This is a genomic window from Streptomyces sp. NPDC037100, from assembly GCF_055606225.1.
The window spans coordinates 218010-238350 of sequence record NZ_JBVJSX010000010.1 but is presented as its reverse complement, the minus strand read 5'-3'; the positions used below and the strand labels follow the sequence as shown (position 1 = coordinate 238350).

Genomic DNA, 20341 nt, shown 5'->3' with positions numbered 1-20341 from the left:
TAGAAAGAGAGTTCGCCCATTTCGGGCGAAAGCCCGCGAGTCGACGAGCCCTGCCGGGTGTCCCAGTCGCCATGATCAGCAGCGGAATGATGGCTTCAGTGGGCCAATGTCCGTTTCGTTGGGGTGGGGCGAGAGTCCGGATTGACCGATTCGCCCACTGATTCGTGAGAAAACTCACATGCCGATCATGACCTCTGCACGACGGGGCCGGGGAATCGGATGTTTAGCCTGACGCTTTACAGCGATGGCACAACCGACAACCCGCGCCCGTGCGGGGGTTCATCACCCTCCGGGCGCCCGTCACAGGACAGGGTCAAGTAAACAGTGAAGACGACGACGATGTTCCACAAGATCGCCAACCCGCGACGCACGACGCTGGCACACCTGGACGACGCCGGTGAACTGCAGACGCCGGAGCAGCCGGAGCACCCCGTCGAACTGCCGGCCCAGACCGCAAATCCCAAGCGCACCGTCCTCATGGAGATGCCCGTCGCGGCCACCGCGGCCGCGGAGTGACACCAGCTAGTACGCGTGCCGGCCGCCGGATGCTCATGGCGGCGGGACCGGATTTCCGAGGGGCGCCCCGTGACGGGGCGCCCCTTCGTACGTGACGGGGCGCCCCTTCGTCATGCGCGGGGCGCCCCCTCGTAATGCGCGGGGCGAGGTCACCTCCCCGCGTTAGCCTGGACCGTCAGACTCCAGCCGCTTCAGTCAAGGGGCCAAGCAACCCGTGCGCATCGCCAGGTTCTCCATCGACGGGAACGTCGCCTTCGGCGCCATCGAGGGCGACAAGCAGGACGAACTCGTCCTGAACATCATCAAGGGCATCCCGTTCGCGGACTTCGAGCTCTCCGGCACGAAGGTGCCGGTCGGCAAGGTCAGGCTGCTGCCGCCGGTGCTTCCCAACAAGGTCGTGGCCTTCGGCCGCAACTACGCGGAGCACGCGCGCGAGCTGGGCAACGAGGTGCCCGACGCCCCCTTCGCCTTCTTCAAGCCGTCCACCTCGGTGATCGGCCCCGGCGACGAGATCCAGTACCCCTCCTTCTCCGAGGAGGTGCACCACGAGGCCGAGCTGGCCGTGGTGATCGGCCGGATGTGCCGCGAGGTCCCGCGCGAACGCGTCAAGGACGTGATCTTCGGCTACACCTGCGCCAACGACATCACCGCCCGTGACGTGCAGCGGCGCGAGAAGCAGTGGGCCCGGGCCAAGGGCTTCGACAGCTCCTGCCCGCTCGGCCCCTGGGTGGAGACGGACCTGGACGCGAGCGACCTCACTATCCAGCTCACGGTCAACGGCCAGCAGCGCCAGCTGGGCCGCACCAGCGAGATGATCCACTCCATCGAGGACCTGATCGTCAACATCTCCGAGGCCATGACGCTGCTCCCCGGCGACGTCATCCTCACCGGCACCCCGGCTGGGGTCGGCCCCCTGAACGTCGGCGACGAGGTCGCCGTCACCATCGAAGGCATCGGCACTCTCACCAACAAGGTTGTCAAGCGTGGCTAGCGCACCCGGCACTCCAGTACGCGTCCGTTTCTGTCCCTCGCCCACCGGTAACCCCCACGTGGGCCTGGTCCGCACCGCCCTGTTCAACTGGGCGTTCGCCAAGCACCACCAGGGCACCCTGGTGTTCCGCATCGAGGACACCGACGCGGCCCGTGACTCCGAGGAGTCGTACACCCAGCTGCTCGACTCGATGCGCTGGCTGGGCTTCGACTGGGACGAGGGCCCCGAGGTCGGCGGCCCGCACGCGCCGTACCGCCAGTCGCAGCGCATGGACCTCTACAAGGACGTCGCGCGGAAGCTGCTCGACGCCGGCCACGCCTACCGCTGCTACTGCTCCCAGGACGAGCTGGACACCCGCCGCGAGGCCGCCCGCGCCGCCGGCAAGCCCTCCGGCTACGACGGCCACTGCCGTGAGCTGACCGCCGCCCAGGTCGAGGAGTACCAGGCCCAGGGGCGCGAGCCGATCGTCCGCTTCCGGATGCCCGACGAGACGATCACCTTCACCGACCTGGTCCGCGGCGAACTGACCTTCACCCCGGAGAACGTCCCCGACTACGGCATCGTCCGGGCCAACGGTGCCCCGCTGTACACGCTGGTCAACCCGGTCGACGACGCCCTGATGGAGATCACCCACGTCCTGCGCGGCGAGGACCTGCTCTCCTCCACCCCCCGCCAGATCGCCCTGTACAAGGCGCTGATCGAGCTGGGCGTCGCCAAGGAGATCCCGTCCTTCGGCCACCTGCCGTACGTGATGGGCGAGGGCAACAAGAAGCTCTCCAAGCGTGACCCGCAGTCGTCCCTCAACCTCTACCGGGAGCGCGGCTTCCTCCCCGAGGGCCTGCTGAACTACCTCTCGCTGCTCGGCTGGTCCCTCTCGGCGGACCAGGACGTCTTCTCGATCGACGAGATGATCGCCGCGTTCGAGATCTCCGACGTGAACCCGAACCCGGCCCGCTTCGACCTCAAGAAGTGCGAGGCCATCAACGGCGACCACATCCGCATGCTGGACGTGAAGGACTTCACGGAGCGCTGCCGCCCGTGGCTCCAGGCGCCGTTCGCCCCCTGGGCCCCGGAGGCCTTCGACGAGGCCAAGTGGCAGGCCATCGCGCCGCACGCCCAGACCCGCCTCAAGGTCCTGTCGGAGATCACCGACAACGTCGACTTCCTGTTCCTGCCGGAGCCGGCCGAGGACGAGGCCAGCTGGACGAAGGCCATGAAGGAGGGCTCGGACGCCCTGCTGCGCACGGCCCGCGAGAAGCTGGAGGCCGCCGACTGGACCTCCGCCGAGTCGCTCAAGGAGGCCGTCCTGGCCGCCGGTGAGGCCCACGGCCTGAAGCTCGGCAAGGCCCAGGCCCCCGTCCGCGTCGCCGTCACCGGCCGCACGGTCGGTCTGCCGCTGTTCGAGTCCCTGGAGGTCCTGGGCAAGGAGACCACCCTGGCCCGGATCGACGCGGCACTGGCGAAGCTGGCCGCGTAGGCGCACGGCATCACACCGCGAGGGCGGCGTCCGGTTCGGGCGCCGCCCTCGCCGTGTCCGCCCAGCCGTCACCCGGAGTTCATCCTTCCGGCCAACTCCCGTCCTATGAAGGGACGTTGGATGCCCTCTGTGCGCACGGTGCGCGTGTGCGCCCTGGTACAGGGGGAGAGAGCATGATCCGTTCACGAAGACTCGTCCACGCGGCCGTCGGCGGGGTGGTGGCCCTGTCCTGCACCGTGCTCGCCGCACCCGCGCAGGCGGCGCCCGGGGCCGACGAGCCGGCTGGCACGGTGCGGCTGGCCACCGAGAAGCGTGTGACCGTCGACTACCCCTGGGCCGGGGCGTCCGGCTTCCAGTACCGCCCGGGGACCACGTCGGTCACCACGGTGGACTACCCCGACGCGGTCCCGCCCGCCCACGCCGGCCCGGACGACCTGGCCACCGGCACCGACGTCGTGAACACCCGCGACGGCCAGACAGTGCTGCAGAAGCACCGCTCGACGGGCGTCACCGCCACCGTCACCATCCCCACCGGCCAGGCCTACCGCGCCGCCGCCGGCTGGAGCGTGCTGACCATGGACGGCACCGGCGCCCTGCACGTGCTGCGCACCGTCGACGGCACCCTCACCGTGGACACCCCGGTCACCGGCTTCCCCGCGGGCGCCCGGCCCGTCCTCTACCGCACCGGCGGCTCGGTCGGCCGACTCGCGATCGTCTACATGCTGGACGACAGGACGTCCGTGGGCCTGGTCGACCTCTCCGACGGCGCGTTCCGCACCTACGTCACCGGCGACACCGCGACCCCGCAGCTCGCCTTCAACGACCGCTGGCTCGTCGCCGACTGGAAGGCGATCCGGGTGGACGCCGAACCCGGCACCCAGCCCACCGCGCTCACCAGCACCGACGCCCAGCTCGAAGCCGTCGTCGGCGACCAGCTCCTGATCGGCAACCCCAAGTTCGTGCTGGGCGGCACCGAGGCCGCGCTGACCGCCCGTTCCCTGGTCACCGGCGCCTCGAACACCGTGCTCACCTCGTCGTTCGGCGGCATCGGCCCGACCCTGGACGGCGGCGCCCTGGCCACCGCGGGTCCCTCCAGCCTCGACTGGAACATCCACCGCATCACCCCCGACGGCAGCGGCGGCCTCACCACCGCCGAGGTGGCCCGCGTCCCCGCCGCCGCGACGGGCGTACAGGGACTGGCCGTCGCCGGCGGCGAGTTGTTCCTCTACGGCGCGACGCCGGGCGCCTCGCTCCGCTACAGCAGCTTCCAGCTGGACGCGGCAGGCCGCCCCGCAGGCCCCCAGACCCGCCGCAGCCCCGCTCTGAGCGCACCCACTTGCCTCACCGGCGACGCCGCCTGCCCCCAGCTGGAAGCCCTCGGCGACGGCCGCGTCAGCCACCTGTGGACCAGCGAGACGGGCCAGGAGTCCGTCAGCACCGTCGGCCTCGACACCACCACCGTCCTCAGCGCCCCCACGGACGGCGACTCCGCCGGCCGTATCGGCGCCGGCACCGGCCGGTACGTGCTCTACAACGGCGGCTCCGGCAAGCAGCGGATCGTCGACTTCCCGCGCGCCGCGACCGCCGGCGAGACCGCCCTCACCCGCGACCGCACCGCCGCCGCGGTGTGGGGGCAGACCCTGTGGGCCCCGGGCGGCACCCAGGGCCAGGTCACCGGCCGCAACCTCAAGACCGGCACGACCACCACCATCGCCACCGGCGCCCCCTGCACCCCCACCGACATCCAGGCCGTCAACACCTGGCTGTTCTGGTCCTGCGGCACCTCGGCCGGCGTGTACGACCGGGCCACCCAGCGCAAGATCACGGTCCCGTCCGACCTCGGCCCGGCGCGCCTCGCCGACGGCTTCCTGCTCCGCGAGAACCGCACCACCCACGAACTGCTGCTCACCGACTTCCACACCGGCACGGCCACCACCCGCACCCTGGTGAAGCTGCCCGCCACGGACCAGAACACCGGCGGCAGCAACGGCCGCTGGGCGGTCGACCGCTTCGGCGGCGCCATCGCCTACCTCAACGGCACGTACGGCGAGGTCTCGATCGTCCCCAGCGGCGTCCCCACTTCGCCCCTGGCGCAGATGGAGGCCCAGGTCTACTCGCCGTCCGTGATCGGCAAGTCCTTCCCCTGGGCACCGGTCTGGCAGCTGAACAAGCCCTCCTCCTGGACCCTGACCCTCACCAACGCCTTCGGCAAGATCGTCCGCACGCTGACCGGCAGTTCCACGGGAGCCGCCGTACGCCCCGCCTGGGACGGCACCACCGACAGCGGCGGCGCCACGGGCGGCGCGTACACCTGGAAGCTCACCGCTCACCCCCGCGACGGCCAGGGCCCGGACCTCACGCTCTCCGGCACCATGACCCTGGGCTGAGAGCACACCGCCGTGGGTACGGTCGGAGCATGAGCATCAAAGCCGTGGTCTGGGACGTCGACGACACCCTCTTCGACTACACCACCGCCGACCGCCTCGGCATGCGCGCCCACCTCACGACCGAGGGCCTGCTCGACCGCTACGACAGCGTCGAGCAGGCCATCGACCACTGGCGGGAGATCACCCACCTGCAATGGGCCCGCTTCTCGGCCGGCGAGGCCACCTTCGAGGAGCAGCGGCGCGACCGCGTACGGGTGTTCCTGGACCGGGACCTCACCGACGCCGAGGCCGACGCGTGGTTCCAGCGGTACATCACCCACTACGAGGCGGTCTGGGCCCTGTTCTCGGACGTCCTGCCCGTCCTCGACGCCCTCTCCACCAGCCACCGGCACGCCGTGCTCTCCAACTCCAGCCTCCACGTCCAGGACCGCAAGCTGCGCGCCCTCGGCGTCCACGATCGCTTCGAGACCATCCTGTGCGCGGCCGAGCTCGGCATCTCCAAGCCGGAGGCCGGGGCGTTCCTCGCGGCCTGCGAATTCCTCGGACTGCCGCCGCACCAGGTCGCCTACGTCGGCGACCACCCGGAGATCGACGGACGGGGCGCCGCCGACGCCGGACTGCTGTCCGTGTGGATCGACCGCGGCGGCCTGTACGCCACGATCGACCCGCCCGTCGGGCCGCACCGCATCGCGTCCCTGGACGAACTGCCGTCCCTGCTCGGCCCGGATAGTCGTTTTGGAGCCCCGTCCACCTTCAGGTAATGTTCTTCCTGCGCCGCGGGAGCGGGCCGGAAGGCCGGAACCCCAGGCGCACAACTAGAACACGGACCCTCCGGGGCTTGCGTTCCAGTGGCCTATGGTGTAATTGGCAGCACGACTGATTCTGGTTCAGTTAGTCTTGGTTCGAGTCCAGGTAGGCCAGCTCGCAGAGCTCATCTGCATCGCCCCCGTTGTGTAGCGGCCTAGCACGCTGCCCTCTCAAGGCAGTAGCGCCGGTTCGAATCCGGTCGGGGGTACTGGTTCCGAAGATCGGCAGATCGACGATCATCTCGGGACTGCTAGGGCCCCCGTTGTGTAGCGGCCTAGCACGCCGCCCTCTCAAGGCGGTAGCGCCGGTTCGAATCCGGTCGGGGGTACTGACTGGTCTAAACCACATTGGTCTATGGTGTAATTGGCAGCACGACTGATTCTGGTTCAGTTAGTCTTGGTTCGAGTCCAGGTAGACCAGCTCGGACCTGCGGAAACGCAGGCTCCACGCCCCCGTTGTGTAGCGGCCTAGCACGCCGCCCTCTCAAGGCGGTAGCGCCGGTTCGAATCCGGTCGGGGGTACGTACGAGAAAGGCCCTCCACTTCGGTGGGGGGCCTTTTCGTGTCCAACCCAGGGGCGCGGGGAACTGCGCGATCAGCCACGGCGGGCCGGCACTCGACAGCGGAACCGCACCCACTACGGCGCCTGGTCGGGGAAAGGCCTGCCGCGGCGTTGAGGCCGGCCTCTCCCGAGACGCTCCGTCGATTCAGCCGGTACGCCGCAACGCCTCGGAGAGACGCCCCGCCGCATCGATCACAGCCTGCGCATGCATCCGCCCCGGGTGACGCGTAAGACGCTCGATCGGCCCGGACACGGACACCGCGGCCACCACCCGGTTCGAAGGCCCCCGCACCGGCGCGGACACGGACGCGACGCCCGGCTCCCGCTCGCCGATCGACTGGGCCCAGCCCCGCCGCCGCACACCTGACAGAGCCGTCGCCGTGAAGCGCGCCCCCTGCAGGCCGCGGTGCAGCCGCTCCGGCTCCTCCCAGGCCATCAGGATCTGCGCCGAGGAGCCGGCCTTCATCGTGAGCGTGGAACCGACCGGGACCGTGTCCCGAAGGCCGGACAGGCGCTCCGCAGCGGCGACGCAGATGCGCATGTCGCCTTGGCGGCGATAGAGCTGCGCGCTCTCGCCCGTGATGTCCCGAAGATGTGTGAGCACCGGTCCGGCGGTGGCGAGGAGACGGTCCTCACCCGCGGCTGCGGCAAGCTCTGCCAGGCGGGGGCCGAGAATGAAACGCCCCTGCATGTCGCGCGCCACCATGCGGTGGTGTTCCAGGGCCACGGCCAGGCGGTGGGCCGTGGGTCGTGCCAGTCCGGTGGCGCCGACCAATCCCGCGAGGGTGGCCGGACCGGACTCCAGAGCGCTCAGGACGAGGGCCGCCTTGTCCAGAACGCCGACGCCGCTACTGTTGTCCATGAAACGATACTCGCGTCTCACTCTGTGAAACGCAAGTTCAATTTTCCGTGGAACGCGCCACCCTGGAATCACGAAGTCACAACGGCCCGTGACGTAAGGGCCTGGCGGTGTGTGCCCGGAATCAGGGGTACGGGCACTGCCTCCTCAAGATCTCTAGTTGGGTCGGCGGATCGTCGTCGGCCGGAGGGAACAGCGATGGGTAGGACACTCGCGGAGAAAGTCTGGGACGACCATGTCGTCCGGCGCGCGGAGGGCGAGCCCGACCTTCTCTTCATCGATCTGCACCTGCTGCACGAGGTGACCAGCCCGCAGGCCTTCGACGGTCTGCGCAAGAGCGGCCGCACAGTGCGGCGTCTGGACCTCACCATCGCCACCGAGGACCACAACACCCCCACCCTGGACATCGACAAGCCGATCGCGGACCCGGTCTCGCGGGTGCAGCTGGAGACGCTGCGCAAGAACGCCGCCGAGTTCGGCGTGCGCCTGCACCCGCTGGGCGACGTCGAGCAGGGTGTCGTACACGTCGTGGGCCCGCAGCTGGGTCTGACCCAGCCGGGCACCACCGTGGTGTGCGGTGACTCCCACACCTCCACGCACGGTGCCTTCGGCGCGCTGGCGTTCGGCATCGGCACCTCCCAGGTGGAGCACGTGCTGGCCACGCAGACGCTGCCGATGTCCCGCCCGAAGACCATGGCGATCACGGTCGAGGGCGAACTGCCCGAGGGCGTCACCGCCAAGGACCTGATCCTGGCGATCATCGCGAAGATCGGCACCGGCGGCGGCCAGGGCTACGTCCTGGAGTACCGCGGCGAGGCCATCGAGAAGCTCTCGATGGAAGCCCGCATGACCATCTGCAACATGTCGATCGAGGCCGGCGCCCGCGCGGGCATGATCGCCCCGGACGAGACCACGTTCGCGTACCTCAAGGGCCGTCCGCACGCCCCCGAGGGCGAGGACTGGGACGCGGCCGTCGCGTACTGGAAGACGCTCAGGACCGACGAGGACGCCGAGTTCGACGCCGAGGTGGTCATCGACGCCGCCGAACTGTCGCCGTTCGTCACCTGGGGCACCAACCCCGGGCAGGGCGCACCGCTTTCGGCGTCCGTCCCCGATCCTGCTTCGTACGAAGACGCATCGGAGCGCTACGCCGCCGAAAAGGCCCTGGAGTACATGGGGTTGGAGGCCGGGCAGCCGCTGCGTTCCATCAACGTGGACACCGTCTTCGTAGGCTCGTGCACCAACGGCCGCATCGAGGACCTGCGCGCCGCCGCCGAGCTGCTGAAGGGCCGCAAAGTCGCCGACGGCGTACGGATGCTGGTCGTCCCCGGCTCCGCGCGGGTGGGTCTGCAGGCCGTCTCCGAGGGCCTGGACGTGGTGTTCAAGGAGGCAGGCGCCGAATGGCGGCACGCGGGCTGCTCGATGTGCCTGGGCATGAACCCCGACCAGCTGGCCCCCGGTGAGCGTTCCGCGTCCACCTCCAACCGCAACTTCGAGGGCCGGCAGGGCAAGGGCGGACGCACCCACCTGGTGTCGCCGCAGGTCGCGGCCGCCACCGCCGTCCTGGGCCACCTCGCCTCCCCGGCCGACCTGTCCGACGCCGCAACCCGTACGCCCGCTGGAGTCTGATCAGTCATGGAAGCCTTCACCACCCACACCGGCCGGGCCGTCCCGCTGCGCCGCTCCAACGTCGACACCGACCAGATCATCCCCGCCCACTGGCTCAAGAAGGTCACGCGCGACGGGTTCGAGGACGGGCTGTTCGAGGCCTGGCGCAAGGACGCGTCGTTCGTGCTCAACCAGCCCGAGCGCAAGGGCGCGACCGTCCTGGTCGCCGGCCCCGACTTCGGCACCGGCTCCTCGCGTGAGCACGCCGTCTGGGCGCTGCAGAACTACGGCTTCAAGGCCGTGATCTCCTCCCGCTTCGCCGACATCTTCCGCGGCAACTCGCTCAAGAACGGCCTGCTCACGGTCGTTCTGGAGCAGGAGACCGTGGACGCGCTGTGGGAGCTCACCGAGAAGGACCCGCAGGCCGAGATCACCGTCGACCTGGAGGCCCGCGAGGTGCGGGCCGAGGGCATCACCGCCGCCTTCGAACTGGACGAGAACTCCCGCTGGCGGCTGCTGAACGGCCTCGACGACATCTCGATCACCCTGCAGAACGAGGCGGACATCGCCGCCTACGAGTCCAAGCGCCCCTCCTTCAAGCCGCGCACCCTTCCCGTCTGACCCCGGGCACGGTCCGTCGCCTGAGAGCAAGGCGACTTTCGGCCACAGCAACATCCCCTCTGTACCCCCGATCAGCCCGATCGGGGGTACAGCCGTGTCTGCACCCGAACGGCCCTGCCCACCCGCTGTTCGGCTGCCAACTTCCCACGTTAAGCCCGTGGTTGCTGGGGTATGCGAGGGGTACAGCCGTGACTTCCACGTGTGCCGGGAAGGCCGTTTGAGGCGGCAGTTGTCCCCTGCGCAGGCGACAACTCGCCCCAGATGGCACAATCTGTGCATGGAACACGACGGCCAACTCGAGCTCTATGCGGCAGTCGCGGACCAACTCAAGGAAGCGCACACAAGAGTGCGCGCACTGCAAGTCCCGGAGGGCGTACGGATGGCGCTGACCCGGAAGCTGCTGGTCATTACGGCCGCGGCCAAGCACGATCTCGCCGACGCGGCAAGGCGGCTTGAGCGGTTCAATACGGACCTCGACGAGGGACGTCTCCCCGTCGAGGAACGCTGAACCTCTCTACACCGTCGAGTTCGCTGCGGCACAAGGGTGATAAGCCCGTTTCGTGTTTGATTTGCGGTATATATCTGCCTAACGTGCGAAAAAGCTTGAACACTTTCGTTCTGGCGATGTCTCCGAAGGGGAAGACGTGAACAAGGCGCAGCTCGTAGAAGCGATTGCCGACAAGATGGGCGGCCGCCAGCAGGCCGCCGACGCTGTCGACCATGTACTGGACGCCATCGTCCGAGCGGTCGTCTCGGGTGAGCGGGTCTCGGTCACCGGCTTCGGTTCGTTCGAGAAGGTCGACCGTCCGGCCCGGTACGCCCGTAACCCCCAGACGGGCGAGAGGGTTCGGGTCAAGAAGACCTCCGTTCCGCGCTTCCGTGCCGGTCAGGGCTTCAAGGACCTGGTCAGCGGCTCGAAGAAGCTGCCGCGCGGCGGCGAGGTGTCCGTCAAGAAGGCGCCGAAGGGCAGCCTGACCGGCGGTGCCGGCGCGACGGTCAAGAAGGCCGCCGCGAAGAAGGCGACCGCCAAGTCGGCCGCCGCGAAGAAGACCGCCGCCAAGAAGACGACGGCGAAGAAGGCCACGACGAAGACCGCGGCCGCGAAGAAGGCCACCGCGAAGAAGGCGCCCGCCAAGAAGACCACGGCGACGTCCAAGACCACCGCCGCGAAGAAGACCACCGCGCAGAAGGCCCCGGCGAAGAAGGCCACGGCCAAGAAGGCGCCCGCCAAGAAGTCCACGGCGCGCAAGACCACCGCCAAGAAGACCACCGCCCGCAAGAAGTAGGGGCGACGGGGCACTCACGCGCCGGGCCGGACTCCGCACGGAGTCCGGCCCGCGGCGTTGTTCAGCGTGTGGTCAGAGGGTCTGCAGGGTCACCAGAGTGATCCGGAGCGCGTCCCTCGACCCTTCCACCTCGATGCGTACCCGCTGGCCCGGGCGCAGCAGTCTGAGGCCCCCCGCGTCGAACGCGGCCGCGTCGAAGGGCACCGGGGTGCCGTCGTCCAGGAGCACCTGCCCGCTGCGGCTTTCGGGGTCGTACGTGTACGCGGTCGCCTGCATGGCCGCAGCCTACTGCCCGGGAATCAGCAACCGCGCGGCGGCCGCGGCCGTATGAGGGCCGACCCCCAGGGCCAGCGCGCTGCGCAGGTCGTCGCCGGTGTCCACGTCCTGGCGTACCGAATCGACCGCGGTGAGGGGCAGTTCCACGGCCCCCGATGCGCGGTGCCGGGCCCGGGATTCCGCGCCGAAGGCCGGGCGCAATTCCCGGCCCGGTGCGGCGGCCAGCAGGGTCGTTCCGATTTCTGCGGCGTCCGGCAGAAATGCGCGCGGGAATTCGGCGGCGGCATCCAGTACCCGGGACAATTCCGCCGGGCGCAGGGCCGGCAGATCGGCGTTCAACGCGGCCACCGCTCGGGCCGGGCGGGCGGACCGTACGGCCCGCGTCGCGTGTGCGAGGGCGGCGTTGAGACCGCCGCCCGGCTCGTCGGGGATGATCGCGGCGCCCAGCGCGGCCAGCTCACGGCCTGCCCGGGCGTCGTCCGTGACGACTGCCACATCCCCCACTCCCGGGCAGGCCAGCGCGGCCGCCACCGTGTCCTGGGCGAAGGCCAGCGCCAGGTCCGGCCGCAGCCCGTCGTCCGCGGTGTCCGCAAGCCTGCTCTTGGCCTGGGCCAGGGGCTTCAGGGGTACGACCAGGGTCCACTGCACGGGGGTTCCGTCCTCCTCTTGTCGCGGTCATTGTCACCCGGGGCATCGGGCGGGTGGCGTGCCGGGGCGTACGGTGTTCTCGACAGACCGGCGGCCTGGGGCGACACTTGTGCGGCCCCCCGTGGCCCCGGCTTCAGCCCAAGAGGAAGGTGTCCGCGTGCCCCGCCGCAGAATCGGCTTCTGGTACCGCTTCGCCGCGGTGATCTGCAAACCGCCGCTGGTGGTTCTGCTCAGGCGGGACTGGCGTGGAATGGAGCACATTCCGGCCGAGGGTGGATTTATCACCGCGGTGAACCACAATTCGCACGTCGATCCCTTCGCTTACGCGCACTTTCAGTACAACACCGGGCGCGTCCCGCGATTCCTCGCGAAGAGCGGGCTTTTCAAGAAGGGATTCGTCGGGGCCGCGATGCGGGGCACCGGGCAGATCCCCGTCTACCGCGAGAGCACGGACGCGCTGAGTGCCTTCCGGGCCGCGATCGACGCCGTGGACCGCGGGGAATGCGTGGCCTTCTACCCGGAGGGCACCCTCACGCGCGACCCGGACGGCTGGCCCATGACCGCCAAGACCGGGGCCGCGCGCGTCGCTCTGCAGACCAAGTGCCCGGTCATCCCCGTCGCCCAGTGGGGCTGCAACGAACTGCTGCCGCCGTACGCGAAGAAGCCGAATCTGCTGCCCCGCAAGACGCACCGCGTACTCGCCGGGCCGCCCGTGGACCTCGCGCGGTTCTACGACCGGGAGATGACCGCGGAACTGCTGAAGGAGGCCACGGAGGTCATCATGGCCGCCGTCACCGCGCAGCTGGAGCTGATCCGGGGCGAGAAGGCACCCGAGACGCCGTACGACCCGCGCCGGGAGCGGATCGAACAGCGGCGCCGCACGCAGGCTCAGACGCAGACGCACCAGAAGTCCGGACAGACCGTGCAGGAAGAGGGGCTGGGCAAGTGAGCAAGCCGGTCAAGGCGGCGGTCCTGAGCGCCGGTTCGTGGGGTACGGCCTTCGGCATGGTGCTCGCCGACGCGGGGTGCGAGGTCACCCTGTGGGCGCGCCGTCCGGAGGTCGCGGAGGCGATCAACTCCACGCGGACCAATCCCGACTACTTCCCGGGCGTCGAGCTCCCGGAGAACGTCCGGGCGACCACCGATCCCGCCCGGGCCGCCGCGGACGCCGACTTCACGGTGCTGTCGGTGCCCTCGCAGACCCTGCGCGGCAACCTCGCCGAGTGGAGCCCGCTGCTGGCCCCCGGCACGGTACTGGTGTCGCTGATGAAGGGCGTCGAACTCGGCTCCGCGATGCGGATGAGCGAGGTCATCGACGACGTCGCCAAGGTCGGCCCGGAGCGGATCGCCGTGGTCACCGGGCCCAACCTGGCGCGGGAGATCGCCGCGCGGATGCCGGCCGCGGCCGTGGTGGCCTGCACCGACGAGGCCGTCGCCCAGCGGCTCCAGGCCGCCTGCCACACGCCGTACTTCCGCCCGTACACCAACACGGACGTGGTGGGTTGCGAACTGGGCGGAGCCGTGAAGAACGTCATCGGTCTCGCGGTCGGCATCGCGGACGGCATGGGACTCGGCGACAACGCCAAGGGATCGCTCATCACCCGCGGTCTCGCCGAGACCACCCGGCTCGGCATGGCGCTCGGCGCCGATCCGCTGACCTTCTCCGGACTCGCGGGCCTGGGCGACCTGGTGGCCACCTGCTCCTCGCCGCTGTCGCGCAACCACACCTTCGGCACCAACCTCGGCAAGGGCATGACCCTCCAGGAGACCATCGCGGTCACCAAGCAGACCGCGGAGGGCGTCAAGTCCTGCGAGTCGGTGCTCGACCTGGCCCGCCGGCACGGCGTCGACATGCCCATCACCGAGACGGTCGTCGGCATCGTGCACGAGGGCAAGCCCCCGGTGGTGGCTCTCAAGGAGCTGATGTCGCGCAGCGCGAAGCCCGAACGACGCTGAGCGACGCGAGGCCGGCGGCGCTTACTAGCGGCCCTACCAACGGGTACTCTCAACGCGATATGAGCACCGAGAACCTCCCCCAGAGCCCCGAGCAGCCGCCTCGCAAGCCGCGTGTGGCCGTCGTGTTCGGCGGGCGCAGCTCCGAACACGGGATCTCCGTGGTCACCGCCGGCGCCGTCCTCAAGGCCATCGACCGGACGAAGTACGACGTCCTGCCGATCGGCATCACCCCGGAAGGGCGTTGGGCGCTCACGGCGGACGAACCGGAGCGGATGGCGATCGTCGACCGGCGCCCGCCGAGCGTCGACGCGCTCGCGGAGTCGGCCGAGGGCGGAGTGATCCTCCCGGTCGACCCCGCCAACCGCGAAGTCGTCTACAGCGAGCCGGGATCGGTCCCCAAGGCGCTCGGCGAGGTCGACGTGGTCTTCCCGGTGCTGCACGGCCCGTACGGCGAGGACGGCACCGTCCAGGGCCTCCTGGAGCTCTCCGGCGTCCCGTACGTGGGTTCGGGTGTGCTCGCCTCGGCCGTGGGCCAGGACAAGGAGTACATGAAGCGGGTGTTCACCTCCTTCGGGCTGAAGGTCGGCCCGTACGTGGTGATCCGCCCGCGCGAGTGGGAGCAGTCCGCCCCGAACGGGGACAAGGGTGCCGCCGCCCGCAAGAAGATCGTCGACTTCGCCGGCGAGCACGGCTGGCCGCTGTTCGTGAAGCCCTCGCGGGCCGGCTCGTCGATCGGCATCACCAAGGTCGACGACCTGTCCGGACTCGACGAGGCCGTCGCAGAGGCCCGGCGTCACGACCCGAAGATCCTCGTGGAGGCCGCGCTGCGCGGCCGCGAGATCGAGTGCGGCGTCCTGGAGTTCGAGGACGGTCCCCGCGCCTCCCTCCCCGCGGAGATCCCCCCGCCCGAGGCGCAGGCGTACTACGACTTCGAGGCCAAGTACATCGACTCCACTCCGGGTCTCGTCCCCGCACCCCTCACGCCCGAGGAGACCGCCGAGGTCCAGCGCCTGGCGGTCGAGGCGTTCGAGGCGGCGTCCTGCGAGGGCCTGGTCCGCGCGGACTTCTTCCTCACCGAGGACGGCGAGTTCGTGATCAACGAGATCAACACGATGCCCGGCTTCACGCCCATCTCGATGTATCCGCAGATGTGGCAGGCGAGCGGGGTGAGCTACCCGGAGCTGATCGACCGGCTGGTGCAGGCGGCACTGCGCAGGTCGACGGGCCTGCGCTGAATCCTCAACGCCCGGCGCTCAGGAGGCGATCCCCCTGGGGATCGCCTCCTTCACAGCGGCGGCCAGATCGATCAGCACACCCGAGCTGTCCACGCCCTCCGGCGCCCGGACCTCGACGTACGCCTCCCGGTTGGCGGTGGTGAACAGATACCCCCCGCCGTCCTGCTTCTCCATCAGCCAGTCGACCCCGTTCACGCCCCCGGCGACGGCATCCGGATCCCGACCGTCCGCCACCTTCGGGTCGATCATCTTCGGCGGCTTCGGCACACCGCAGCGCAGTATGATCGCCGGGCTGCCCCAGCCCGCCGTCAGCGCCGACGCGGGCTCGGGATCCGCACGACGCTCACCGTCCACCTTCGCGGGCAGTACCTTGTCCAGGTTCCGGCACAGTCCCACGACCTTCGCGTCCGGACTGGGAACCGCCGCCGACGCGCTGTCGTCTGCTGAGGAGCAGCCCGCAGCAGTGATCAACAGTGCGACAGCGGGCAGGCGGAACACGCGGAAGACACAACGGTGCCGGTGACGGAAAGAGTTCACCGGCACAGGGTAGACGGGGGCTACAGATGGACGACCGGGCAGGTCAGGGTGCGGGTGATGCCGTCCACCTGCTGAACCTTGGCGACCACCATGCGGCCGAGATCGTCGACGGTGTCGGCCTGGGCCCGCACGATCACGTCGTACGGTCCCGTCACGTCCTCGGCCTGGATCACCCCAGGGATCTTGCCGATCGTCTCGGCGACGGTCGACGCCTTGCCGACCTCCGTCTGGATCAGGATGTACGCCTGTACCACGGAACCTCCAGGGCGGCCACGAGGATCATGTGGGGAAAAGGAACGCCACGGTATCGCGTCGCCGCTCGCCGCGGGGAGACCTGCGGGGACCGGGTTGTGCGCGCCGGTGTGCGGGTCCGGCAGAACTTGACGGTCACTTCGACGGTAGCGAGGCCTGAGATGCCTCGCGACCGGGCACGGACAGGGACAGAAGGGGAGCAAGGGCAATGAAGGGCACTGTTGGTGAGCTCGGTGAGTTCGGGCTCATCAGGGAGCTCACCTCCCGTCTGACCACCACCCCGGCGGTCCGGGTCGGCCCCGGCGACGACGCCGCCGTGGTGGCCGCGCCCGACCGCAGGGTCGTGGCGAGCACGGACATCCTGGTGGAGGGCCGGCACTTCCGGCGCGACTGGTCGACGGCCTACGACGTGGGCCGCAAGGCGGCCGCGCAGAACCTCGCCGACATCGCCGCCATGGGCGCCGTGCCGACCGCGCTGCTGCTCGGGCTGGTCGTTCCGGCCGAGCTGCCGGTGACGTGGCCGAGCGAGCTGATGGACGGCCTGCGCGACGAATGCCAGGTGGCGGGCGCCGCCGTGGTCGGCGGTGACGTCGTACGCGGCGATTCGATCACGGTGTCGATCACCGCGCTCGGCGATCTGCGCAACCAGGAGCCGGTGACGCGGGCGGGCGCCCGGCCCGGCGATCGCGTCGCGGTGACCGGCTGGCTGGGCTGGTCGGCCGCCGGGTACGCGGTGCTGTCGCGGGGGTTCCGTTCACCGCGGGCGTTCGTGGAGGCCCACCGGCGCCCGGAGCCGCCGTATCACGCGGGTCCGGCCGCCGCCGGGCTCGGGGCGACCGCGATGTGCGACGTGAGCGACGGGCTGATCGCGGACCTCGGGCACATCGCCGAGGCGAGCAAGGTGCGGATCGACATCCGCTCCGGGGCGATCGACATCCCGTCCCAGATGAACGACATCGGGCAGGCCGTCGGGGTCGACCCCATGCAGTGGGTGCTGACCGGGGGAGAGGACCACGCGATCGTGGCGACCTTCCCGCCGGACGTGAAGCTGCCCGCCCGCTGGAAGGTCATCGGTGAGGTCCTCAACCCCTCGGCGCTGCCCCAGGTGACGGTCGACGGGGCGCCCTGGACCAGCAAGGGCGGCTGGGACCACTTCGGGGACATGGAGTCATGATCCCCAACGTCCTGACGGTGGCGGGCTCCGACTCCGGCGGCGGCGCGGGCATCCAGGCCGACCTCAAGACGATGCTCGCGCTCGGCGTGCACGGCATGAGCGTCGTCACGGCGGTGACCGCGCAGAACTCCCGCGGCGTGCAGGGGGCTTGGGAACTGCCCGTGGAGGCCGTGCGGGCCCAGTACCGCAGTGTCGTCGACGACATCGGCGTGCAGGCGGTCAAGACGGGCATGCTGGCCTCCGCGGAACTCGTGGAGGCGGTCGCCGAGTTGATCGCCGGGACGGACGCCCCGGCGGTGGTCGACCCGGTGGGCGTCTCCAAGCACGGCGACGCCCTGCTCGCCGCTTCCGCGCTGGACTCCGTCCGTACGAAGCTGCTGCCGGTGGCGACGGTCGCCACCCCCAACCTCGACGAGGTGGCCCAGATCGCGGGCGTACGGGTCGAGGCGGAGCGCGATATGCGCACGGCCGCCGCGGCCGTGCTGGCGTACGGGCCGCGCTGGGTGCTGATCAAGGGCGGACACCTGCCCGGGGACGCCGTCGACCTGCTCACCGACGGCTCCGAGGAGCACTGGCTGCGGGCGCCGAGGCATGACAACCGCCACACCCACGGCACCGGCTGCACCCTCGCCTCCGCGGTCGCCTCCGGGCTCGCCAAGGGGCAGTCCGTGCCGGAGGCGGTGGCGGCGGCGAAGGAGTACGTCACGGGGGCCGTCTCGGCCGGGTTCGCGCTCGGCGGGGGGATCGGGCCGGTGGATCACGGCTGGCGCTTCCGCACGGGCACGGAACGCGACCGACGCTGACGACCAGGCACGGCAAAGAGCCGGCCCACCAGAGGTGGACCGGCTCTGCAGCGAACCAGCAGTGGCCGCGCGCTAGCTGAGCGTCAGCGCGAGACCTTGCCGGCCTTGATGCACGAGGTGCAAGCGTTCACGCGCTTCGGCGTCCCGCCCACCACGGTACGCACACGCTGGATGTTCGGGTTCCAGCGGCGGGGCGTACGGCGGTGCGAGTGCGAGATGTTGTTGCCGAAGCCCGGCCCCTTGCCGCAGACGTCGCAGTTGGCAGCCACGGGTCACTCCAAAGACTTCAGATGCACTTACGGTTGATCCCGGCAGGCCGGGATCAGGACTCTCGGGCTGTGAGCAGCCGGTCGAAATCTGAGTGGCGTTGCCAGGGGAAGGCCCGATCAGATCGGGCAACCGGAGCAGCATACAACGGCTGCACCCGTAGAACGAAACTACCATGGCAGCTCAGGGGTCCGGCCCCCGCCCACTTCCGGTGAACACCGCCCCGGGGTCTACGCTGCCTGCCACGTCCGGCAGCTCAGGGAGGCGTAGTGGCGCAGGTGCCGCAGACATTCTTCGATGCTCTCGCGGTGCGCACCTGGTGCGGTCTCGCGCTGGAGACACTGGGGCGGGCGCGTGAGGAGATCGACGCGATCAACGTCTATCCGGTGGCGGACGGCGACACCGGCACCAACCTCTATCTGACCGTGGAGTCCGCGGTCGCGGCCGTCGAGGCGGTGTTCGCGGGGCACGCGGCGGGAGCCGAAGCCGCCGGCGGCCCGGGCGCCGCGCGCTCCGGCGCTGCGGGCTCGGGTGCTGCGGGCTCGGGTGCTGCGGGCTGCGAGGGGCCGACGCTCGCCGACGCGGCCCGGGCGATGGCGCACGGGGCACTCATCGGCGCCCGCGGGAACTCCGGGACGATCCTCGCCCAGCTGTTGCGCGGCATGGCCCAGGTGCTGGCCGACGGTGACCTCGGCCATGCCGACGGCCGGGACCTGCGGCTCGCCCTGCGCCGCGCGGCCGACTCCGCCCGTCAGGCCGTCGCCCATCCCGTCGAGGGCACCGTCCTCACCGTCGCCTCGGCCGCCGCCGACGCCGCCGCCGATGCCGCCCACGATGCGCAGGGCGACTGCGGAACCGTGGCCCGGGCGGCTTACGACGGAGCCTGCACCGCCCTCGCCGAGACCCCGGGCCGGCTTCCCGTCCTGGAGCGCGCCGGGGTGGTCGACGCCGGCGGCCGGGGGCTGGTCGCGGTGCTCGGGGCGCTGGTGGAGACGCTCACGGGGGAGAAGGCACGGGACCCTCGCCGGAATTCCCCCGCGCGCGTGGGTCCCGTCGAAAACCCCGCGCCTGGCGACGGCGTCCCGGGCGGGTGCACGGACGGCGTCGCCGCCGTGCCCGGCGAGGAGGGCCCCGCCTTCGAGGTGATCTACCTCCTGGAGGCCGAGGACGCGGCCGTGGAGCGGCTGCGGGAGCGGCTCGACGCCCTCGGGGACTCCCTCGTCGTGGTCGGCGGCGACGGGCTGTGGAACGTCCACGTCCATGTCGACGACGCGGGCGCAGCCGTCGAGGCCGGCATCGAGGCCGGGCGGCCCCACCGCATCCGCATCACGCACTTCGGTGCCGGCGACGTGCACACCACCGGCGCCGAGCGGCCGCCTCGGGAACGTACCGAGCGTGCCGTCGTGGCCGTCGTGCCCGGCGAGGGCCTGGCCGGGCTGTACACCGAGGCCGGGGCGACGACCGTGCTCGCCCGACCCGGGGAGCCGCCCGCCAGCGGCGAGCTCGTCCAGGCCGTACGGCGGGCCCACGCGCGCGAGGTCGTGCTGCTGCCCAACGACGCCGACCTGCGCCACACCGCAGCCGCGGCCGCCGAGCAGGTCCGCGCGGAGGGCGTCCGGGTGGCCCTGATCCCGACCCGCTCGGCGGTCCAGGGCATCGCGGCCCTGGCCGTCCACGAGCCGGACCGCCGCTTCGACGAGGACGTCGTGTCCATGACGTCGGCCGCCGGGGCCACCCGTTACGCCGAGGTCACCGTCGCCGAACGGCAGTCCTGGACGATGGCCGGCATCTGCCAGGCCGGCGACGTCCTGGGCCTGATCGACGGGGACGTGGCCGTGATCGGCTCGGACATCGCGGTGACCGCCGAGACCGTCCTGGACCGCATGCTCTCGGCCGGGGGCGAGATGGTCACCCTGGTCCTCGGCGACGACGTCCCCGACACCCTCGCCGCGCATCTGGAGAGCCGGGTCCGCGAGGGGTACCTCGCCGTCGACACGGTCGTCTACCGGGGCGGACGGCAGGGGTCCCTGCTCCTCATCGGCGTGGAGTGAGCGGCGGCGCTCAGTCCTCCGACGCGACG

Annotated in this window: 21 protein-coding genes and 5 tRNA genes; 20 read left to right on the top strand and 6 right to left on the bottom strand. The window is 70.6% G+C overall.

What is annotated here, in order from left to right:
• Positions 1-324: 324 nt before the first annotated feature.
• The 10 genes from ACZ7EG_RS29825 to ACZ7EG_RS29780 all read left to right on the top strand — a co-directional run bounded on the left by ACZ7EG_RS29825 (position 325) and on the right by ACZ7EG_RS29780 (position 6699).
• A complete protein-coding gene (locus tag ACZ7EG_RS29825; RefSeq protein WP_471085735.1) occupies positions 325-516 on the top strand; it encodes a hypothetical protein in 192 nt (63 codons plus the stop codon).
• Between the two features lie 214 nt (positions 517-730).
• Positions 731-1507, top strand: a complete 777-nt coding sequence (locus ACZ7EG_RS29820; protein ID WP_352096870.1) for a fumarylacetoacetate hydrolase family protein — start codon at positions 731-733, stop codon at positions 1505-1507.
• The gene (gene gltX, locus ACZ7EG_RS29815) at positions 1500-2984 is read left to right on the top strand and encodes a glutamate--tRNA ligase (RefSeq protein ID WP_471085448.1); all 1485 of its coding nucleotides are present in this window, start codon (positions 1500-1502) and stop codon (positions 2982-2984) included. Before ACZ7EG_RS29820 ends, gltX begins: the two co-directional genes overlap by 8 nt.
• Positions 2985-3157: 173 nt before the next feature.
• The gene (locus ACZ7EG_RS29810; RefSeq protein WP_471085445.1) at positions 3158-5371 is read left to right on the top strand and encodes a FlgD immunoglobulin-like domain containing protein; all 2214 of its coding nucleotides are present in this window, start codon (positions 3158-3160) and stop codon (positions 5369-5371) included.
• Positions 5372-5400: 29 nt separating this feature from the next.
• Complete coding sequence (locus tag ACZ7EG_RS29805) at positions 5401-6132, top strand: HAD family hydrolase (RefSeq protein ID WP_471085442.1); 732 nt, start codon at positions 5401-5403, stop codon at positions 6130-6132.
• Between the two features lie 88 nt (positions 6133-6220).
• Positions 6221-6292 (top strand) — tRNA-Gln (locus ACZ7EG_RS29800).
• Between the two features lie 21 nt (positions 6293-6313).
• Positions 6314-6386 (top strand) — tRNA-Glu (locus ACZ7EG_RS29795).
• Positions 6387-6433: 47 nt separating this feature from the next.
• Positions 6434-6506: transfer RNA gene (locus tag ACZ7EG_RS29790), tRNA-Glu, on the top strand.
• 20 nt (positions 6507-6526) lie between these two features.
• A tRNA-Gln gene (locus tag ACZ7EG_RS29785) sits at positions 6527-6598 on the top strand.
• 28 nt (positions 6599-6626) lie between these two features.
• Positions 6627-6699: transfer RNA gene (locus tag ACZ7EG_RS29780), tRNA-Glu, on the top strand.
• Positions 6700-6884: 185 nt separating this feature from the next.
• Here the strand turns inward: ACZ7EG_RS29780 and ndgR are convergent.
• Positions 6885-7601 carry an IclR family transcriptional regulator NdgR gene (gene ndgR / locus ACZ7EG_RS29775; protein ID WP_003993203.1) on the bottom strand — a complete coding sequence of 239 codons (717 nt, stop codon included), beginning with the start codon at positions 7599-7601 and terminating at the stop codon, positions 6885-6887.
• Between the two features lie 195 nt (positions 7602-7796).
• Between ndgR and leuC the strand changes: the two genes are divergently transcribed.
• From leuC to ACZ7EG_RS29755, 4 genes are all read left to right on the top strand, one after another.
• Complete coding sequence (gene leuC / locus ACZ7EG_RS29770) at positions 7797-9227, top strand: 3-isopropylmalate dehydratase large subunit (RefSeq protein WP_471085439.1); 1431 nt, start codon at positions 7797-7799, stop codon at positions 9225-9227.
• Between the two features lie 6 nt (positions 9228-9233).
• Complete coding sequence (gene leuD / locus ACZ7EG_RS29765) at positions 9234-9827, top strand: 3-isopropylmalate dehydratase small subunit (RefSeq protein ID WP_471085437.1); 594 nt, start codon at positions 9234-9236, stop codon at positions 9825-9827.
• A gap of 277 nt (positions 9828-10104) precedes the next feature.
• On the top strand, positions 10105-10335 hold the full coding sequence (locus tag ACZ7EG_RS29760; RefSeq protein WP_053668772.1) for an SCO5555 family protein: 231 nt from the start codon (positions 10105-10107) through the stop codon (positions 10333-10335).
• A gap of 136 nt (positions 10336-10471) precedes the next feature.
• Entirely contained in the window at positions 10472-11113 is a 642-nt protein-coding gene (locus tag ACZ7EG_RS29755) for an HU family DNA-binding protein (RefSeq protein ID WP_471085433.1), read from the top strand.
• Between the two features lie 72 nt (positions 11114-11185).
• On the opposite strand, the gene ACZ7EG_RS29750 is transcribed toward ACZ7EG_RS29755, so the two are convergent.
• Together ACZ7EG_RS29750 and cofC are read right to left on the bottom strand one after the other, a co-directional pair.
• Positions 11186-11389: a hypothetical protein gene (locus ACZ7EG_RS29750; RefSeq protein ID WP_471085430.1), complete on the bottom strand. Its 204-nt coding sequence runs from the start codon at positions 11387-11389 to the stop codon at positions 11186-11188.
• Positions 11390-11398: 9 nt separating this feature from the next.
• Positions 11399-12037, bottom strand: coding sequence for a 2-phospho-L-lactate guanylyltransferase (gene cofC, locus ACZ7EG_RS29745; RefSeq protein WP_471085427.1), 639 nt, complete (start codon positions 12035-12037; stop codon positions 11399-11401).
• 157 nt (positions 12038-12194) lie between these two features.
• Here cofC and ACZ7EG_RS29740 point away from each other — a divergent pair, with 157 nt between their 5' ends.
• From ACZ7EG_RS29740 to ACZ7EG_RS29730, 3 genes are read left to right on the top strand one after another with little or no spacing between them, the layout of a single operon-like run.
• On the top strand, positions 12195-12986 hold the full coding sequence (locus ACZ7EG_RS29740; RefSeq protein ID WP_471085424.1) for a lysophospholipid acyltransferase family protein: 792 nt from the start codon (positions 12195-12197) through the stop codon (positions 12984-12986).
• Complete coding sequence (locus tag ACZ7EG_RS29735) at positions 12983-13993, top strand: NAD(P)H-dependent glycerol-3-phosphate dehydrogenase (protein ID WP_471085421.1); 1011 nt, start codon at positions 12983-12985, stop codon at positions 13991-13993. The genes ACZ7EG_RS29740 and ACZ7EG_RS29735 overlap by 4 nt, the downstream gene beginning before the upstream one ends.
• A gap of 59 nt (positions 13994-14052) precedes the next feature.
• Positions 14053-15228 carry a D-alanine--D-alanine ligase family protein gene (locus ACZ7EG_RS29730; RefSeq protein WP_471085418.1) on the top strand — a complete coding sequence of 392 codons (1176 nt, stop codon included), beginning with the start codon at positions 14053-14055 and terminating at the stop codon, positions 15226-15228.
• An 18-nt stretch (positions 15229-15246) separates the two neighbouring features.
• Here the strand turns inward: ACZ7EG_RS29730 and ACZ7EG_RS29725 are convergent, their stop codons facing one another.
• Positions 15247-15765, bottom strand: a complete 519-nt coding sequence (locus tag ACZ7EG_RS29725) for a DUF3515 domain-containing protein (RefSeq protein ID WP_471085415.1) — start codon at positions 15763-15765, stop codon at positions 15247-15249.
• A gap of 20 nt (positions 15766-15785) precedes the next feature.
• Positions 15786-16019, bottom strand: a complete 234-nt coding sequence (locus tag ACZ7EG_RS29720) for an Lrp/AsnC family transcriptional regulator (protein ID WP_029384521.1) — start codon at positions 16017-16019, stop codon at positions 15786-15788.
• A 206-nt stretch (positions 16020-16225) separates the two neighbouring features.
• On the opposite strand from ACZ7EG_RS29720, the gene ACZ7EG_RS29715 reads away from it, so the two are divergent.
• The gene (locus ACZ7EG_RS29715; protein ID WP_471085411.1) at positions 16226-17191 is read left to right on the top strand and encodes a thiamine-phosphate kinase; all 966 of its coding nucleotides are present in this window, start codon (positions 16226-16228) and stop codon (positions 17189-17191) included.
• On the top strand, positions 17188-17994 hold the full coding sequence (thiD, locus tag ACZ7EG_RS29710; protein ID WP_471085408.1) for a bifunctional hydroxymethylpyrimidine kinase/phosphomethylpyrimidine kinase: 807 nt from the start codon (positions 17188-17190) through the stop codon (positions 17992-17994). Before ACZ7EG_RS29715 ends, thiD begins: the two co-directional genes overlap by 4 nt.
• An 83-nt stretch (positions 17995-18077) precedes the next feature.
• Here the strand turns inward: thiD and rpmB are convergent, their stop codons facing one another.
• Complete coding sequence (gene rpmB / locus ACZ7EG_RS29705) at positions 18078-18263, bottom strand: 50S ribosomal protein L28 (protein ID WP_004924906.1); 186 nt, start codon at positions 18261-18263, stop codon at positions 18078-18080.
• A gap of 267 nt (positions 18264-18530) precedes the next feature.
• On the opposite strand from rpmB, the gene ACZ7EG_RS29700 reads away from it, so the two are divergent.
• Complete coding sequence (locus ACZ7EG_RS29700) at positions 18531-20312, top strand: DAK2 domain-containing protein (protein WP_471085405.1); 1782 nt, start codon at positions 18531-18533, stop codon at positions 20310-20312.
• The last annotated feature ends 29 nt before the right edge of the window (positions 20313-20341 follow it).

Excerpts from the sequence above, each read along its gene's own strand:
- ndgR (WP_003993203.1), bottom strand. The coding sequence starts at position 7,601 with ATGGACAACAGTAGCGGCGTCGGCGTTCTGGACAAGGCGGCCCTCGTC.
- ACZ7EG_RS29810 (WP_471085445.1), top strand. The coding sequence starts at position 3,158 with ATGATCCGTTCACGAAGACTCGTCCACGCGGCCGTCGGCGGGGTGGTG.
- leuD (WP_471085437.1), top strand. The coding sequence starts at position 9,234 with ATGGAAGCCTTCACCACCCACACCGGCCGGGCCGTCCCGCTGCGCCGC.
- thiD (WP_471085408.1), top strand. The coding sequence starts at position 17,188 with ATGATCCCCAACGTCCTGACGGTGGCGGGCTCCGACTCCGGCGGCGGC.
- ACZ7EG_RS29805 (WP_471085442.1), top strand. The coding sequence starts at position 5,401 with ATGAGCATCAAAGCCGTGGTCTGGGACGTCGACGACACCCTCTTCGAC.
- ACZ7EG_RS29715 (WP_471085411.1), top strand. The coding sequence starts at position 16,226 with ATGAAGGGCACTGTTGGTGAGCTCGGTGAGTTCGGGCTCATCAGGGAG.
- leuC (WP_471085439.1), top strand. The coding sequence starts at position 7,797 with ATGGGTAGGACACTCGCGGAGAAAGTCTGGGACGACCATGTCGTCCGG.
- ACZ7EG_RS29750 (WP_471085430.1), bottom strand. The coding sequence starts at position 11,389 with ATGCAGGCGACCGCGTACACGTACGACCCCGAAAGCCGCAGCGGGCAG.
- ACZ7EG_RS29730 (WP_471085418.1), top strand. The coding sequence starts at position 14,053 with ATGAGCACCGAGAACCTCCCCCAGAGCCCCGAGCAGCCGCCTCGCAAG.
- ACZ7EG_RS29760 (WP_053668772.1), top strand. The coding sequence starts at position 10,105 with ATGGAACACGACGGCCAACTCGAGCTCTATGCGGCAGTCGCGGACCAA.